Origin of the sequence: Sulfitobacter sp. UBA1132 (genome assembly GCF_002311545.1) — a bacterium.
In the GTDB taxonomy this organism is placed as follows: Bacteria; Pseudomonadota; Alphaproteobacteria; order Rhodobacterales; family Rhodobacteraceae; genus Sulfitobacter; species Sulfitobacter pontiacus.
The window spans coordinates 23,459-37,320 of sequence record NZ_DCAN01000018.1 but is presented as its reverse complement, the minus strand read 5'-3'; the positions used below and the strand labels follow the sequence as shown (position 1 = coordinate 37,320).

At 57.5% G+C, this 13,862-nt stretch carries 17 protein-coding genes; 12 read left to right on the top strand and 5 right to left on the bottom strand.

All coding sequences use genetic code 11. The annotated features are described in order from the left end of the window. Positions 1-4: 4 nt before the first annotated feature. From B4F27_RS13275 to B4F27_RS13260, 4 genes are read right to left on the bottom strand one after another with little or no spacing between them, the layout of a single operon-like run. A complete protein-coding gene (locus B4F27_RS13275; protein ID WP_286759891.1) occupies positions 5-115 on the bottom strand; it encodes a DUF2474 family protein in 111 nt (36 codons plus the stop codon). Continuing rightward, positions 115-1,116, bottom strand: a complete 1,002-nt coding sequence (cydB, locus tag B4F27_RS13270) for a cytochrome d ubiquinol oxidase subunit II (protein ID WP_286759890.1) — start codon at positions 1,114-1,116, stop codon at positions 115-117. The genes B4F27_RS13275 and cydB overlap by 1 nt, the downstream gene beginning before the upstream one ends. 10 nt (positions 1,117-1,126) lie before the next feature. Continuing rightward, positions 1,127-2,536 carry a cytochrome ubiquinol oxidase subunit I gene (locus B4F27_RS13265; RefSeq protein WP_286759889.1) on the bottom strand — a complete coding sequence of 470 codons (1,410 nt, stop codon included), beginning with the start codon at positions 2,534-2,536 and terminating at the stop codon, positions 1,127-1,129. A gap of 27 nt (positions 2,537-2,563) precedes the next feature. Next, on the bottom strand, positions 2,564-3,190 hold the full coding sequence (locus tag B4F27_RS13260) for a peroxiredoxin (RefSeq protein ID WP_286759888.1): 627 nt from the start codon (positions 3,188-3,190) through the stop codon (positions 2,564-2,566). 105 nt (positions 3,191-3,295) lie between these two features. Between B4F27_RS13260 and B4F27_RS13255 the strand changes: the two genes are divergently transcribed. From B4F27_RS13255 to B4F27_RS13200, 12 genes are all read left to right on the top strand, one after another. Further along, positions 3,296-3,760: an RrF2 family transcriptional regulator gene (locus tag B4F27_RS13255; RefSeq protein WP_286759887.1), complete on the top strand. Its 465-nt coding sequence runs from the start codon at positions 3,296-3,298 to the stop codon at positions 3,758-3,760. Continuing rightward, on the top strand, positions 3,757-4,428 hold the full coding sequence (locus B4F27_RS13250; RefSeq protein ID WP_286759886.1) for a Crp/Fnr family transcriptional regulator: 672 nt from the start codon (positions 3,757-3,759) through the stop codon (positions 4,426-4,428). Before B4F27_RS13255 ends, B4F27_RS13250 begins: the two co-directional genes overlap by 4 nt. Positions 4,429-4,513: 85 nt before the next feature. Beyond that, a complete protein-coding gene (locus B4F27_RS13245) occupies positions 4,514-4,726 on the top strand; it encodes a YgaP family membrane protein (RefSeq protein ID WP_286759885.1) in 213 nt (70 codons plus the stop codon). Beyond that, the gene (locus B4F27_RS13240; RefSeq protein ID WP_286759904.1) at positions 4,726-5,160 is read left to right on the top strand and encodes a YeeE/YedE family protein; all 435 of its coding nucleotides are present in this window, start codon (positions 4,726-4,728) and stop codon (positions 5,158-5,160) included. Before B4F27_RS13245 ends, B4F27_RS13240 begins: the two co-directional genes overlap by 1 nt. Positions 5,161-5,163: 3 nt before the next feature. Beyond that, positions 5,164-5,595, top strand: coding sequence for a DUF6691 family protein (locus B4F27_RS13235; protein WP_286759884.1), 432 nt, complete (start codon positions 5,164-5,166; stop codon positions 5,593-5,595). Then, entirely contained in the window at positions 5,592-5,759 is a 168-nt protein-coding gene (locus B4F27_RS13230) for a hypothetical protein (RefSeq protein ID WP_286759883.1), read from the top strand. The genes B4F27_RS13235 and B4F27_RS13230 overlap by 4 nt, the downstream gene beginning before the upstream one ends. A 38-nt stretch (positions 5,760-5,797) precedes the next feature. Beyond that, positions 5,798-6,682: an MBL fold metallo-hydrolase gene (locus B4F27_RS13225; protein WP_286759882.1), complete on the top strand. Its 885-nt coding sequence runs from the start codon at positions 5,798-5,800 to the stop codon at positions 6,680-6,682. 33 nt (positions 6,683-6,715) lie between these two features. Further along, positions 6,716-7,201, top strand: coding sequence for a bacterioferritin (locus tag B4F27_RS13220; protein WP_286759881.1), 486 nt, complete (start codon positions 6,716-6,718; stop codon positions 7,199-7,201). A 120-nt stretch (positions 7,202-7,321) separates the two neighbouring features. Beyond that, positions 7,322-8,209 (top strand): MBL fold metallo-hydrolase, encoded by an 888-nt coding sequence (locus B4F27_RS13215; RefSeq protein WP_286759880.1) that lies wholly within the window; start codon positions 7,322-7,324, stop codon positions 8,207-8,209. Positions 8,210-8,225: 16 nt separating this feature from the next. Continuing rightward, positions 8,226-9,899, top strand: a complete 1,674-nt coding sequence (locus tag B4F27_RS13210; RefSeq protein WP_286759879.1) for a bifunctional protein tyrosine phosphatase family protein/NAD(P)/FAD-dependent oxidoreductase — start codon at positions 8,226-8,228, stop codon at positions 9,897-9,899. Between the two features lie 53 nt (positions 9,900-9,952). Beyond that, positions 9,953-11,671 (top strand): SulP family inorganic anion transporter, encoded by a 1,719-nt coding sequence (locus B4F27_RS13205; protein ID WP_414717702.1) that lies wholly within the window; start codon positions 9,953-9,955, stop codon positions 11,669-11,671. Between the two features lie 17 nt (positions 11,672-11,688). Beyond that, positions 11,689-12,288, top strand: coding sequence for an SAM-dependent methyltransferase (locus B4F27_RS13200; protein ID WP_286759878.1), 600 nt, complete (start codon positions 11,689-11,691; stop codon positions 12,286-12,288). A 626-nt stretch (positions 12,289-12,914) separates the two neighbouring features. Here B4F27_RS13200 and B4F27_RS13195 read toward each other — a convergent pair. Then, positions 12,915-13,853 (bottom strand): glutathione S-transferase family protein, encoded by a 939-nt coding sequence (locus tag B4F27_RS13195; RefSeq protein ID WP_271689133.1) that lies wholly within the window; start codon positions 13,851-13,853, stop codon positions 12,915-12,917. Positions 13,854-13,862: the final 9 nt, after the last annotated feature.

Sequence of the window (13,862 nt, the reverse complement as noted above, 5' to 3'; positions counted from 1 at the left end):
GAATTCAAGTGTGGATGGCCAAGCGGATTGCGTATGCGACAAGCCCAAGCGCTACGACGCTCGCGACCCAAATCCCGATGAACCATCCAAATTTTTGCAAGGCTGCGTAAGTCATCAGTGATATCCTTCTGCGGGATCAATTTTGCCCCGAAATACCCAATATGCGTATGCGGTATAGGCAAGGATCATCGGCACCAGCACCACGGTTCCAACAAGCGCGAACAGAAGACTTTTATCGGGTGCGGCAGCCTCGGCGATAGTCAGTGTTGGTGGGATGATGTTTGGATAAAAACTGATCCCGATTCCGATGAAACACAGAACAAAGATGCTTAGCGTGGCGAGAAACGGCTGCGCGTCCTTGCCCCCGTTCAGGCCGGTAAACAAAGCCCAGCCAGCAGCAAGAACTGCACCGGGCATGATCACGCTGAATATGCTTCCGGGCAAGTTCAGCCAACGCTGAAAATATTCGGGATCCTGAAAGGGCGTCAGAATGCTGACCACGCCAATGAACACCAACGTTCCAGCGCCCAGATACCACGCATAGCTTTGCATTCTTCGTTGCAGTGTATTCTCGGTTTTGAGGATAAGCCACGTCGCCCCCAATAAGGCGTAGCCAACAACAACAGCAACGCCCGTCAGGATCGAGAACACGCTAAGCCAGTCCCACCAACCACCTGCATAGGCGCGATCTGAGACCTTGATGCCCTGAACCAATGCCCCGAGTGCTATTCCTTGCATGAAGGCGGCGACGATAGATCCACCAAAAAACGCGGCGTCCCAAATGTGTTTGCCGTCCTCTGTTCGCCAGCGGTATTCAAACGCCACGCCACGAAAGATCAGCGCAAGCAACATCAAGATGATTGGCATATAAAGCGCGGGCATTATGACCGCGTAGGCAAGCGGGAAGACCGCGAACAAGCCGCCGCCACCCAAGACCAACCACGTCTCATTGCCATCCCATATCGGCGCGATAGAGTTCATCATGGTAGCCTTCTCCCGCTCACCATCCGCCAGAGGGAAGAGGATGCCGACGCCCAGATCAAATCCGTCGAGGATCACGTAGGTCAGGACGGCAAAGGCGATGATGCCGGCCCAGATAAAGGAAAGTTCAAACATTGATTTACTCCTATTCGCCGGGGATGGCTTCGGGGTTGGTTTGGGCGATCGGGGTGGTGCCGGCGGTGCGGATCGGCCCGTCGCGCAGGCCCAGCCTTGGAGTCGCGGATGCCTTGTTCATCATCCGCAGCAGATAAACGGTCCCGGCACCAAAGACGAAAAAGTAGACAACGATGAAGGCGATAAGCGATGCGGCTACTGCTGGGGCGGAGACAGGTGCTAAACTATCGGAGGTACGCAGCACGCCATAGACAGTGAACGGCTGGCGACCGACTTCGGTGGTGATCCATCCTGCAAGGACGGCCACAAATCCCATCGGGCCCATCAGAACCGCAGCGCGGTGCAGCAGGGGTGTGGCGTATAGCCGTCCCCGAAACCGTCGCCACAAGGCCCATCCGCCAAGCCCAAGCATCCCAAAGCCAAGGCCGACCATGACGCGGAAGCTCCAGAACACGATAGCGACTGGCGGCTCGTCCTCGTCGGGAATTGTGTCCAGACCGTCCAATGGGGCGTCCCAATGGTGCTTGAGGATCATGCTGGACAGATAGGGAATCTGCACCGCGTAATCGATCCGCTTTTCTTCTGCGTTGGGTATCCCGAACAGGATCAGTGGCGCGCCGTCGGGGTGGCTGTCGTAATGGCCTTCCATCGCCATCACCTTGGCGGGCTGGTGTTCCAGCGTATTGATCCCGTGCATGTCACCCGCGAGGATCTGCAAGGGCGCCACGACGATCAGCATCCACATTGCCATCGAGAACATCCGCCGGGCAGGGGCGTCTTCACGGTTGCGCAGCAGGTGCAGACCGCCGACACCCCCCACAACCAGCGCGGTGGTAAGATAGGCCGCCAGCACCATGTGGGTCAGACGGTAAGGGAACGACGGGTTAAAAACGATTTTCCACCAGTCTTCGGGTTCGAATTGTCCCAACGCGTTGATGCCGTAGCCCGCTGGCGTCTGCATCCACGAATTCACCGAGAGAATCCATGTGGCTGACATCAGTGTGCCGAAGGCAACCATGGTTGTTGCAAACATATGCAGTTTGTCGCCGACACGTTCACGCCCAAACAGCATGATGCCAAGGAACCCAGCCTCCAGGAAGAAAGCGGAAAGCACTTCGTACGCCATCAACGGACCGAGCACCGGACCTGTCTTGTCCGAGAACACGGACCAGTTGGTCCCGAACTGGTAGGACATCACGATGCCGGACACGACGCCCATGCCGAAAGCGACGGCAAAAATTTTCTTCCAGTAGGTGAAAAGTATCAAATACGTTTCATCGCGCGTACGCAGCCAATTCGCATTCAGGACAGCAAGGTAGCTTGCCAGCCCGATGGAGAACGCGGGAAAGATAATGTGGAAAGACACGGTGAATGCGAATTGTATCCGGGCCAGTGTCTCTGCTGTGAAACCATCAAACATGGGCGTGCTCCATCGGGTTGGGCAGGGTTAGATTTTGACTTTGCGCAGGTACGGACGAAGTGTTTCAAAGCCCTGCGGGAAGGCGAGTTTTGCATCTGCGTCAGAGACTGACGGCGGAATGATGACCTCTTGGCCTGGCACCCAGTCCGCAGGTGTTGCGATCTTGTGCTTGTCGCCGGTTTGCAGTGCATCGATAACCCGCAGGATTTCATCGAAATTGCGACCGACACTCATCGGATAAGTCATCGTGAGGCGGATTTTCTTTTTGGGATCAATGATGAACACCGAACGCACGGCGGCTGTTTCGCTCTCGCTGGGATGGATCATGTCGTACTGTTTGGCGATGGTCAGATCCGCATCCGCAACAATCGGGAATCGCAGGTCCGTGTCTTGGGTATCGTTCACATCGTCGATCCATTTGACGTGTTCTTCCACTGTATCGGTCGACAGGCCGATGGGTTTCACACCACGCTTTGTGAATTGTTCAGACAACTGCGATGTGCGGCCCATTTCAGTTGTGCAAACGGGGGTAAAATCAGCCGGGTGGCTGAAGAAAAACGCCCAACCGTCACCAATCCAATCGTGGAAGTTGATCGGGCCGGTCGTTGTATCCGCTGCAAAATCGGGGGCGGTATCGCCGATTCTCAATGTCATCGCTCATTTCCTATATTTTGAATAGATCTTTGCGTGATTTACATCACGGTCTTTACATAAGCAATAGTTTGAATATATCTTTTAGTGCGACAACAGGATGCACCCATGAAACTGACCAGCTACACCAACTATGCGATGCGCTCGCTGCAACTTGCGGCTCTCAAGGCGCCTGACCTTGTGCGCATTGATGATGTCGCCCGGATCCACAATCTGTCACGGCCACACATCATGAAGATCGTGCATGAGTTGGGAAAAGCCGGGTACCTAGAGACCGTCCGCGGCCGCAATGGCGGCTTCCGTCTTGCCCGCCCGCCCGAAGAGATCATCGTCGGTGAAGTGGTCAGGATCACCGAAGGACCGCTTGATGTTGTCGAGTGTTTCAATCCGGAGAAAAACACCTGTCCGTTGATGGGCATCTGCATCCTGTCGCGCAAAATGAAGGAGGCGACAGCGGCCTTCATGGCCGTTCTGGACGATCTGACAATCGCGGATATCGCCGCCAATCGCGGTCAGCTGATGGACCGTATCGCCCCGCTTGAAACCCCACGCTCGGAAAGTGCTGCAACATGACCGGGGATGCCGACTGGGTCGAACGTTTTCCGGGGCTCTCGCGGCTTGATCTGCCGACGAAACAGCTGCTGACAACGCGCAGTACAATCGTCAGCGTTCCCAAGGACACAATGGTGTTCGGTCCCGGCAAGTCGCCGGAAAACATGCTGTTCCTGCTGGACGGGACAGTTCGGGTGCAGCAGGTCTCTGAAACGGGGCACCAGATTGTTCTGTACCGGATCGAAGCCGGGCAAAGCTGCGTGCTGACCACAGCCTGCTTGTTGGCATATGACGACTACTCGGCGGAAGGCGTCGCTGAATCGATGGTAAAGGCGGCCGCTGTGCCACGCTCGGTTTTTGACGATCTGGTCGCGGGCTCCAAACCGTTTCGTGATTTCGTGTTTGCCGCCTTTTCCAAGCGCATCACTGATCTGTTCCTGATGATAGACGAGGTCGCCTTTCAGCGGGTCGATGTGCGGCTCGCGGACAAACTGATCAAGCTTTCCAGCGGAACCGACAAGGTCGCAACCACCCATCAGAAACTGTCAGTCGAGCTGGGTACCGCGCGCGAAGTGATCTCGCGCCAATTGCAGGAATTCCAACGGCGCGGCTGGATAGAGCAAGCGCGCGGCAACGTGACGCTCAAAGACCGGCAGCAGCTTCAGACCCTCGCTGATCACAGCGCATAGATAAAGTCGAACGTTTGGTGACAATGTCACCGAACCATGTCGCCCAAAGGGCTATTGAGTTTATATCTTTTATGGAGACAGCGACATGACAACGAATCTAGGTAATTTTGACCGCATAGTCCGCGCCCTCTTGGGGATCGTGCTGCTGGCCGCACCCTTTGTGAGTGGTCTGGAAATTTTCAACGGAACTGCCGCGACCATTATCTCTGTCATTGCGGGCCTTGTGATGCTCGGGACATCGGCAGTGAAGTTCTGTCCGCTCTACCGCATCTTTGGCATCCGGACTTGCAAGCTATGATGTTCGAGACTGCATTCACACCGTTTCAATCGCTGGGGGGCGGGGCCTTGATCGGCCTTGCCGCTGTCTTGCTGATGTTTGGGCTCGGCCGGATATTTGGTGCGACAGGCATTCTGTCCGGGCTCGTCTTTTTTGAAAATCGCGAGGAACTGTCCTGGCGGGCCGCGCTGGTGATCGGGATGATCCTGGCCCCCATGCTGATTTTCGGGGTCACCGGTGCAATGCCGGCACTTACCATCCCGGTGAGCCCTGCCATGATCGTCATCGGCGGCATCATCGTGGGCCTGGGCGCAAGTCTCGGGTCCGGCTGTACATCAGGTCACGGCGTCTGCGGGCTGTCACGATTGTCAGTCCGGTCACTGGTTGCCGTTCCCACCTTCATGGCGACCGCGGCGATCACCGTTTTCGCGATCCGTCATGTGTTTGGAGGCTAGGACATGAAACTGATCTTTGCACTTGTCACCGGCCTGGTATTCGGCACGGGCATCGCAATTTCCGGCATGATGGACCCCGCCAAAGTCCTGAACTTCTTTGATCTTGCAGGCACATGGGATCCCAGTCTTGCCTTTGTCATGGGCGGTGCTTTGGTCGTGACCTACTTTGGCTATCGGCTGGCGTGGAGGCGCAGCGCGCCTATGTTCGGCGGGCGCTTTCAGGTTCCAACAGGCACGGATATCGACCTAAAGCTGGTCGGCGGCTCGGCGCTTTTTGGCATCGGCTGGGGCATCGCAGGATTCTGCCCCGGTGCAGCCATACCAGCGCTCGGGACGGGCCGTTGGGAAGTGGCGCTGTTCGTTGTCGCGGTCGTTGCCGGATTTTATGCACGTCGGCTTCTCTCAACCCGCAGTCCTGCAAAGGCTGCCCAATGAAAAACCTGCTCTCTCTTCGGCGTGGTGTATTCGTCGTCCAGACGTCTGATGACCCAGAGGTTGTGGCAGCCCTGCACACCCACGCTGTCGAAGTGACAGCCATGACCGAGCGCGGCATGGCTGCCGTACATGAGATGATGATGGAGCGCGGTACGGGCCATTGAGCCAAAGACCGCAGATCCCGAAAACCGGAGAAAATAAAATGACAGACTATCCCATCAACATGAGCGTCAAACCCGAGGTCGAAGCCTTTTTTGATGAGGCCACGAACACCATCAGCTATGTCGTCAAAGATCCCACATCTGATGCCTGTGCCATCATAGATAGCGTGATGGATATAGATTATGCCGCCGGTCGGATCACCTATGACCACGCGGACGCGATGATCGCCCGGATCACGCAGATGGGCGCCAAGCTGGAATGGATTATCGAGACCCATGTCCACGCCGATCATCTCAGCGCTGCCCCGTATATCCAGCAAAAGCTGGGCGGGAAAATCGGGGTAGGCGAGAAGATCCTGGTCGTCCAGGAAACCTTTGGAAAGGTGTTTAATGAAGGCACTGAATTCCAGCGTGACGGGTCGCAGTTTGATGCGCTGTTCAAGGACGGGGACACCTACAGGATCGGCAATATGCAAGCCTTTGCCATCTACACCCCCGGCCATACGCCCGCCTGCATGGTGCATGTAATCGGTGATACCGCCTTTGTCGGTGATACGCTGTTCATGCCCGATGGCGGCTCTGCGCGGTGTGATTTTCCGGGCGGATCGGCAGACGATCTTTACGAGAGCATCATGAAAGTCCTGTCCCTGCCTGATGAGACACGATTGTTCATGTGCCACGACTACGGCCCGAACGGCCGCGCGATCCAGTGGGAAACCACAGTGGCAGAACAGAAAGCCGAGAATATTCATGTAGGCGGCAACAGGACCCGTGAGGATTTCATCAAGTTCCGTACTGAACGGGATGCACAGCTGGCGATGCCCAGGCTCATCATCCCCTCGTTGCAGGTGAACATGCGCGCGGGCGAAGTGCCAACGGATGACAACGGCAACCCAATGCTCAAGGTGCCGATCAACAGCCTGTAACCGGACGAGATTCAATAAAAGCTGGAGAGAGTGATGAATAATACCAAGACGATCGAAAATCTGAACAAAGCCCTTCAGATGGAAATGAGCGCAGCTCATCAGTATCAACTGCATGCTCATGTTCTCGATGATTGGGGGTTGAATGTGATGGCTGACAAAATGCGCGGCGAACAGGCCGAGGAGTTGGGGCACTCCGATCTGTTCATCGAACGCATCCTGTTTCTCAAGGGCACACCCGAAATTGCTTTTGCCAAGGCTCCTAAAGCTGCAGCCACCTTGCAGCAAATGTTCGAGGCAGACCTGGCCGATGAAAAGGAAGCGATTGAATTCTACCTCAACGCGGCAAAGCTGGCCTATGACGCGGGCGACGTGGGATCCCGCAGCCTGTTCGAACGCATAGCTCTTGAAGAGGAAGGCCACCAAGGCTGGCTTGAGCTTCAGTTGGACCTGATCGAGCGCATTGGCGAAAGGGCATATAGCGCGAAACTTGTTTCAATCGCTCCAGGCGACGCCCAATAGCCGCCCCGCCAAGTAGATCCGGGGGTGCAATCACCAACTTTCCGTGATTGCACCACCGAAAGCCATACAAACCGAACACCACATCGAGCCAGCGAGGCGACCATGACCAACGATATTCTTATGAAAACTTCCCCCTCCAAGGGCGCAGGTAGCCCTGAAGTGGTAGGCATCTATGATGAAGCGACGGGAAGTGCCCAGTACATCTGCATCGACCCCGAGACGAAGAAAGCCGCGCTGATCGATATCGTCCAGACATTCGATCCCAAATCTTATGCCACCGGGCAAAGATATGCCGAATATGCGCTGGACTATCTGCGCGACCACGGGCTGGAGCTCGAATGGATCCTGGATACACACCCTCATGCCGATCACCTGATGGCATCCGACTGGCTCAAGTCGCAAACCGGCGTTCAGGCGGGTATCGGAGAGAAAGTGCGCGACATCGCGGTTCTCTGGCGTGACCTCTATAACCTCCCGGACGCCTTTGATGTCGATGCACGCTTTGACCGGCTGTTTGCTCACGGCGAAAAGTTCAGGCTCGGCAATATCGATGTATCGGTCATGCTGTCACCCGGTCACACGCTGGGATCCGTGACCTACGTGGTAGGCGATGCCATCTTCGCCCACGACACACTGATGCAACCGGATGCAGGCACATCGCGATGCGACTTTCCGGGCGGATCGGCAAGCGAGCTTTACGACAGTATTCAAGCCATTCTGGCCCATCCCGATGATCACCGCGTCTTCATTGGCCACGACTACGGCACCAAAACGCGCGATGAACCGAGTTGGGAAAGCACGGTTGGCGACCAAAAGGCCAGCAATATCCACATCGGTGGGGGCACGTCGAAAGCTGACTACATCGCGCTGCGCGAAGAGCGGGACGCGACGCTTTCCCTGCCACAGCGCATGCTGGCTGCCTTGCAGGTGAACCTGAACGGCGGGGCGTTGCCCGCGCCCGAAAGCGACGGCCATAGCTATTTCAAAATTCCAGCCAATAAATTCTGAACGGAAACGCATTCTCATGGATATCAAGACACTGACCGCAAACCTGTCGGTCACCCCGCAGATCACCGCATCCGACATGCAGGCGATCAAGGATGCCGGATTTCGTGCCATCATCTGCAATCGCCCCGACGGCGAAGGTGCGGATCAACCCAGCTTTGCCGAGATTGAAAAGGCGGCCAGCAAGGCAGGGATCGAAGCGACCTATCAGCCGATTGTATCAGGCAAGGTATCTGACGAGGATGCGGCTGCTTTTGAGACGGCAACCGCCAACCTGCCCGGTCCGGTGCTTGCCTATTGCCGGACGGGGACACGTTCAGCGACGCTTTGGTCGCTGTCGCAGGCAAAGACGCGCAGCGTTGCCGATATCCTCGCGGCAACCAAGGCGGCAGGCTATGACATGGGGGGCGTGGTGCGCCGGATCGTGAACGGCGGCAAGACACCGACCGATACGGGCGACGCGCAGTATGACATCGTGATCGTCGGTGCGGGTGCCGGTGGCATTGCCGTTGCGGCCAGCCTGAAATCCCGCAAACCGAGACTTGAGATCGCGATCATTGATCCCGCCGACATACATTACTACCAGCCGGGCTGGACCATGGTGGGCGGCGGCATCTTCGAGCCGGAACAGACTTCCCGCACCATGGGCTCGCTGATCCCGCGAGGTGTACATTGGATCAAGGCCGCCGTCGCAGCGTTCGAGCCGGAAAACAATGCAGTCATCCTGGATGGGTGCCGCGTCGTGAAATACAACCGTATGATCGTCTGTCCGGGGCTGAAGCTGGACTGGAACAAGGTCGAGGGCCTTGTCGATACCCTGGGCCAGAACGGCGTGACCTCGAACTATCGCTATGACCTTGCGCCTTATACTTGGGAACTCGTGCAGGGGATGCGCGAAGGCCGTGCGATCTTTACGCAGCCACCCATGCCAATCAAATGCGCGGGCGCGCCGCAAAAGGCGATGTATCTGTCGGGCGATGCGTGGCACCGGCGCGGTGTTCTGAAAAACATCGACATCCAGTTCAACAACGCGGGTGGCGTGTTGTTTGGCGTGAAGGACTATGTCCCGGCACTGATGGAGTATGTCAAAAAATACGACGCTGACCTCAACTTCTTTCACAACCTTGTCGCGGTGGACGGGCCTGCGAAAAAGGCGTGGTTCGATGTGGCCAAGCCGGACACCAAGGTTGAACGGGTCGAGATGGAATTTGACATGATGCATGTCTGCCCGCCCCAGACAGCACCGGATTTCATCCGTGTCTCCGCCCTTGCAGACGCCGCAGGCTGGGTCGATGTGGATCAAGCCACATTGCGCCACAAGACCTATGACAACATCTGGTCGCTGGGCGATGTGATGAATGCCCCGAATGCCAAGACCGCTGCTGCTGCACGTATTCAGGCCCCCGTTGTGGCCGAGAACATCGTCGCCGATATGCGCGGCGGGTCGGCCACGGCACAATATAACGGTTATGGCTCCTGTCCGCTGACAGTGGAACGCGGCAAGATCATCCTGGCCGAATTCGGCTATGGCGGGACAATGCTGCCGAGTTTCCCCAAGGCGTTCATCGACGGTACCAAGCCCACCCGCGCGGCGTGGTTCCTGAAGGAAAAGATGCTGCCGCCGATCTACTGGAAAGGCATGCTGAAAGGGCGCGAATGGATGGCGAAACCCGAAAAGATCGTTGCTGAATAATTTCTCGTCGTCTTGCCCAATGGGCGAGACGGCCAAACCTGTCTGAGATCCCCATGACCATGTCCCAATACCTGCCGATCCTTAGCTGGGGTCGGACCTATACCCGCACGGCCCTGTCCAACGATCTGACAGCCGCCCTGATCGTAACGATCATGCTGATCCCGCAATCGCTGGCCTACGCCCTGCTGGCCGGGCTTCCGGCAGAGGCGGGGCTTTATGCGTCAATTGTACCGATCCTGCTATACACCGTGTTCGGCACCAGCAATTCACTGGCCGTAGGACCGGTGGCGGTCGTGTCCCTGATGACTGCTGCCGCGCTCAGCAACATCGTGGATCAGGGGACGATGGGCTACGCCGTCGCAGCCCTTTCGCTGGCCGGCCTTTCGGGGGTGATGCTCTTGGCAATGGGTTTGTTCAGGCTCGGGTTTGTCGCGAATTTCCTGTCTCACCCGGTGATTGCCGGGTTCATCACCGCGTCAGGTGTCATCATTGCCGCGAGCCAGCTCAAACATATTCTTGGGATCGACGCTGAGGGGCACAACCTGCTTGACCTTGTGGTGTCGTTGCTCAGTCACCTATCCCAGATCAACTGGATCACCGCCGTCATCGGTGTTCTGGCGACGGGATTTCTGTTCTGGGTTCGCAAGGGCCTGAAGCCTTTGCTGACCGGGCTTGGCCTTGGTGCGGGTCTGACGGGGGTTCTTGTCAAGACCGGCCCGGTCTTCGTCGTCATCGCGACGACGCTGGCGGTCTGGGGCCTGGGGCTCGCGGAGATGGGGGTGAAGGTCGTGGGCGACGTCCCGCAAAGCTTGCCGCCCTTCACCTTGCCTTCGGTGTCGCCAGACCTCTTGGGGCAACTGCTGCTGCCGGCTTTCCTGATCTCGATCATCGGATTTGTGGAATCGATTTCAGTCGCGCAGACCCTGGCCGCGAAAAAGCGTCAGAGGATCGACCCCGATCAGGAACTCATTGGTCTTGGGGCTGCCAATATCGGCGCAGCGCTGACAGGTGGCTTCCCCGTCACTGGCGGGTTTTCGCGGTCGGTGGTAAACTATGACGCAGGCGCCGCAACACCAGCCGCGGGGGCCTTCACGGCTGTTGGCCTAGGGATCGCGGCACTTGCGCTTACCCCGCTGATCTATTTTCTGCCCAAGGCAACGCTGGCCGCTACGATCATCGTTGCCGTCCTGAGCCTGGTGGATTTTTCGATCCTCAGACGCAGTTGGGTCTATTCCAAGGCCGATTTTGCCGCTGTCCTCGCCACCATCCTGATCACGCTCGCCATCGGCGTCGAAGCCGGCGTTTCCGCTGGCGTCGGCCTGTCGATCCTGCTGCATCTCTACAAATCATCGAAACCGCATATCGCCGAGGTCGGCCAGGTCCCCGGCACCGAGCATTATCGCAATATCCTGCGCCATGATGTCATCACGGACCCAAGCATCGTCACACTGCGCGTCGACGAAAGCCTCTATTTCGCCAATGCCCGCTTTCTGGAAGACAAGATCCAGTCGCGCGTCGCCGGGGACACGGCCATCCGCCATGTCATCCTGCAATGTTCGGCCATAAATGAAATTGATTTCAGCGCGCTGGAATCCCTGGAGGCGATCAACGAACGCCTGCACGAGATGAACGTGAAGTTGCATCTTTCGGAAGTGAAGGGCCCGGTCATGGACCGTCTGCAACGGGCGCATTTCCTGTCAGAGTTGACCGGACAGGTCTTCCTGTCGCAGTTTGAAGGTGTCAGCTGCCTTCGGTCAAAGACAGCGATCTAGTCAGGGAAGGGCGTAACATGTGGGAAGAACGATTTGCCAAGGACGGCTATTTGTTCGGAACCGAACCCGTCCCGTTTCTGCTGAAGCACGAGGCGTATTTCAAGGCCGGCCAGTCCGTCCTGTCCATTGCCGAGGGAGAGGGTCGTAACGCTGTCTATCTGGCCAGGAGGGGCCTGAATGTCACAGGCGTCGAATTCGCACCCTCTGCGGTCGCCAAGGCAGAGAAACTGGCGCGCAAAAATGGCGTAGCACCCCGCTTTGTCCAGTCCGACCTGTTTGACTGGGATTGGCCGACAGAGGCGTTCGACATCACGCTTGGCGTTTTCTTCCAGTTCGTCGGCCCCGCTGAACGGGCTCTGCTTTGGCGCAAGATGCAAGATGCGACCCGTCCTGGTGGTCTGGTCATGATCCATGGGTACACACCAAAACAGCTGGAGTTCGGCACCGGTGGGCCACCCCATTTGGAAAACATGTATACCAGCGCAGATTTTGACGACGCGTTCGCGGGCTGGAAGATTTTGGTTTGCGAAGAATACGAAGCTGAACAGCGTTCCGGTTCGGCCCATGTCGGCATGTCTGCCCTGATCGATTTCGTAGCGCGAAAGCCGGATGAGTAGCTAGAATGCCTGCCTAAATTCACTGGTTGTTCCAAAAGAAGGTGGGACTATCCCCATGCTTTGCGCATCAAGATCAGCTAGATATTATAACCGGAATGAATATCCGGGTTTCCTATTACGCTGTAAAGTCTGGAACGATCACCTGCCGTTCTTGTGCCATCATCGGCAAACCTCCCCTCAACTACAGGAATTGAAACAAGAGTTCAGATCTCGACTGAGAAAGAGGTTATCAACAAAGTAGGCCGCAAGCACCAACCTTCATGCAGGGCGAAATGTGTTGAATTACTCGTGCGGCTTCAAACCTACACGAATTTCCAGAATGCTTGCTTTCACCAGTGAGGATAGCGTCCCCTTCGGGAGGCAGATTGGAGCTCCAGCAGAACAAAACTCTGGTCCAGCGCCTGCTGACGCGAAAAGAAGGAGTTCTTCAACACAATGGGCGGAGAGCTGACCTTTGCTGCAAGTGCGATACGGCGACGTCGGTGATCTAATAGCGGACATTCCTGGATTGCCGTCGCCGGTCTCATTGCGGCCTTCGCGATTCGAGTGATCAATGTCCGGCGCGGCGGAGCTGGCGCCCCCCCGCGCGCGCCAGGGGGCCTGATCCGGATGGCCGACCGAGGCCCTCAGCCCAGGGAACATTCCGGCCCGACAGGCACGATGCCGGTGGGGTTCAGCGCCTTGATCGAGTAGTAGCCGCGCTTGATGTGGTCAATGCTGACCGTATCGCGCACCCCGGGGATAGCGAGGATACGGGCCTGGTAGCGGCTTAGGGCAGGGTAGTCCGCGATGCGGCGCAGGTTACACTTGAAGAGGCCGTGATAAGCCACGTCGAAGCGCACCAGCGTCACGAAGAGTCGCACATCGGCCTCGGTGAAGCGACCTCCCAAAAGGAACCCGCGACCGTCGCCGAGGCGCTCCTCGAGTTCATCGAGCATTGCGAAAACCTCGCAGAATGCTTCCTCGTAGGCGACCTGCGTGGTGGCGAAGCCCGCGCGGTAAACGCCATTGTTCAAGCTCGGATAGATGCGGTCGTTGAGCGCCTCGATGTCCTCGCGGAGGTCCGCCGGATAGAGATCGATGCTATGGTCGGCCAGATCTCCGAAACCGGAGTTCAGCATCCGCAGAATGTCGGCGGACTCGTTGTTCACGATGGTCCCGCGCTTCTTGTCCCAGAGCACCGGCACCGTGGCCCGGCCCGAGATCGTCGGGTCGGCCCGGGTGTAGATTTCGTGCATGTAGGACGCGCCCTCGGCCTCGGTCGGATCGCCGAAGTGCCAGCCCTGGTCGGAGAGATCCGGTTCGACGACCGAGACCGAGATCACGTCCTCCAACCCCTTCAGCTTTCGGGCGATCAGCGTCCGCGACGCCCAGGGGCAGATCAGCGCGACATAGAGGTGGTAGCGGCCCGCCTCGGCCTTGAAGCCGCCCTCGCCGGTCGGCCCGGCGCTCCCGTCAGGCGTCACCCAGTGGCGGAAGCTGGAGGTCTGGCGGACGAAGCCACCCTTGTCGTCCTTGGCCTGGACCGGCTGCCAGTCGGCAACCCATTTCCCGTCTCGAAGCATGATCGTCTC

What these genes read in the sequence shown, in the direction of transcription:
- B4F27_RS13275 (WP_286759891.1), bottom strand. Translation starts at nt 115, where the DNA reads ATGACTTACGCAGCCTTGCAAAAATTTGGATGGTTCATCGGGATTTGG.
- cydB (WP_286759890.1), bottom strand. Translation starts at nt 1,116, where the DNA reads ATGTTTGAACTTTCCTTTATCTGGGCCGGCATCATCGCCTTTGCCGTC.
- B4F27_RS13265 (WP_286759889.1), bottom strand. Translation starts at nt 2,536, where the DNA reads ATGTTTGATGGTTTCACAGCAGAGACACTGGCCCGGATACAATTCGCA.
- B4F27_RS13260 (WP_286759888.1), bottom strand. Translation starts at nt 3,190, where the DNA reads ATGACATTGAGAATCGGCGATACCGCCCCCGATTTTGCAGCGGATACA.
- B4F27_RS13255 (WP_286759887.1), top strand. Translation starts at nt 3,296, where the DNA reads ATGAAACTGACCAGCTACACCAACTATGCGATGCGCTCGCTGCAACTT.
- B4F27_RS13250 (WP_286759886.1), top strand. Translation starts at nt 3,757, where the DNA reads ATGACCGGGGATGCCGACTGGGTCGAACGTTTTCCGGGGCTCTCGCGG.
- B4F27_RS13245 (WP_286759885.1), top strand. Translation starts at nt 4,514, where the DNA reads ATGACAACGAATCTAGGTAATTTTGACCGCATAGTCCGCGCCCTCTTG.
- B4F27_RS13240 (WP_286759904.1), top strand. Translation starts at nt 4,726, where the DNA reads ATGTTCGAGACTGCATTCACACCGTTTCAATCGCTGGGGGGCGGGGCC.
- B4F27_RS13235 (WP_286759884.1), top strand. Translation starts at nt 5,164, where the DNA reads ATGAAACTGATCTTTGCACTTGTCACCGGCCTGGTATTCGGCACGGGC.
- B4F27_RS13230 (WP_286759883.1), top strand. Translation starts at nt 5,592, where the DNA reads ATGAAAAACCTGCTCTCTCTTCGGCGTGGTGTATTCGTCGTCCAGACG.
- B4F27_RS13225 (WP_286759882.1), top strand. Translation starts at nt 5,798, where the DNA reads ATGACAGACTATCCCATCAACATGAGCGTCAAACCCGAGGTCGAAGCC.
- B4F27_RS13220 (WP_286759881.1), top strand. Translation starts at nt 6,716, where the DNA reads ATGAATAATACCAAGACGATCGAAAATCTGAACAAAGCCCTTCAGATG.
- B4F27_RS13215 (WP_286759880.1), top strand. Translation starts at nt 7,322, where the DNA reads ATGAAAACTTCCCCCTCCAAGGGCGCAGGTAGCCCTGAAGTGGTAGGC.
- B4F27_RS13210 (WP_286759879.1), top strand. Translation starts at nt 8,226, where the DNA reads ATGGATATCAAGACACTGACCGCAAACCTGTCGGTCACCCCGCAGATC.
- B4F27_RS13205 (WP_414717702.1), top strand. Translation starts at nt 9,953, where the DNA reads ATGACCATGTCCCAATACCTGCCGATCCTTAGCTGGGGTCGGACCTAT.
- B4F27_RS13200 (WP_286759878.1), top strand. Translation starts at nt 11,689, where the DNA reads ATGTGGGAAGAACGATTTGCCAAGGACGGCTATTTGTTCGGAACCGAA.
- B4F27_RS13195 (WP_271689133.1), bottom strand. Translation starts at nt 13,853, where the DNA reads ATGCTTCGAGACGGGAAATGGGTTGCCGACTGGCAGCCGGTCCAGGCC.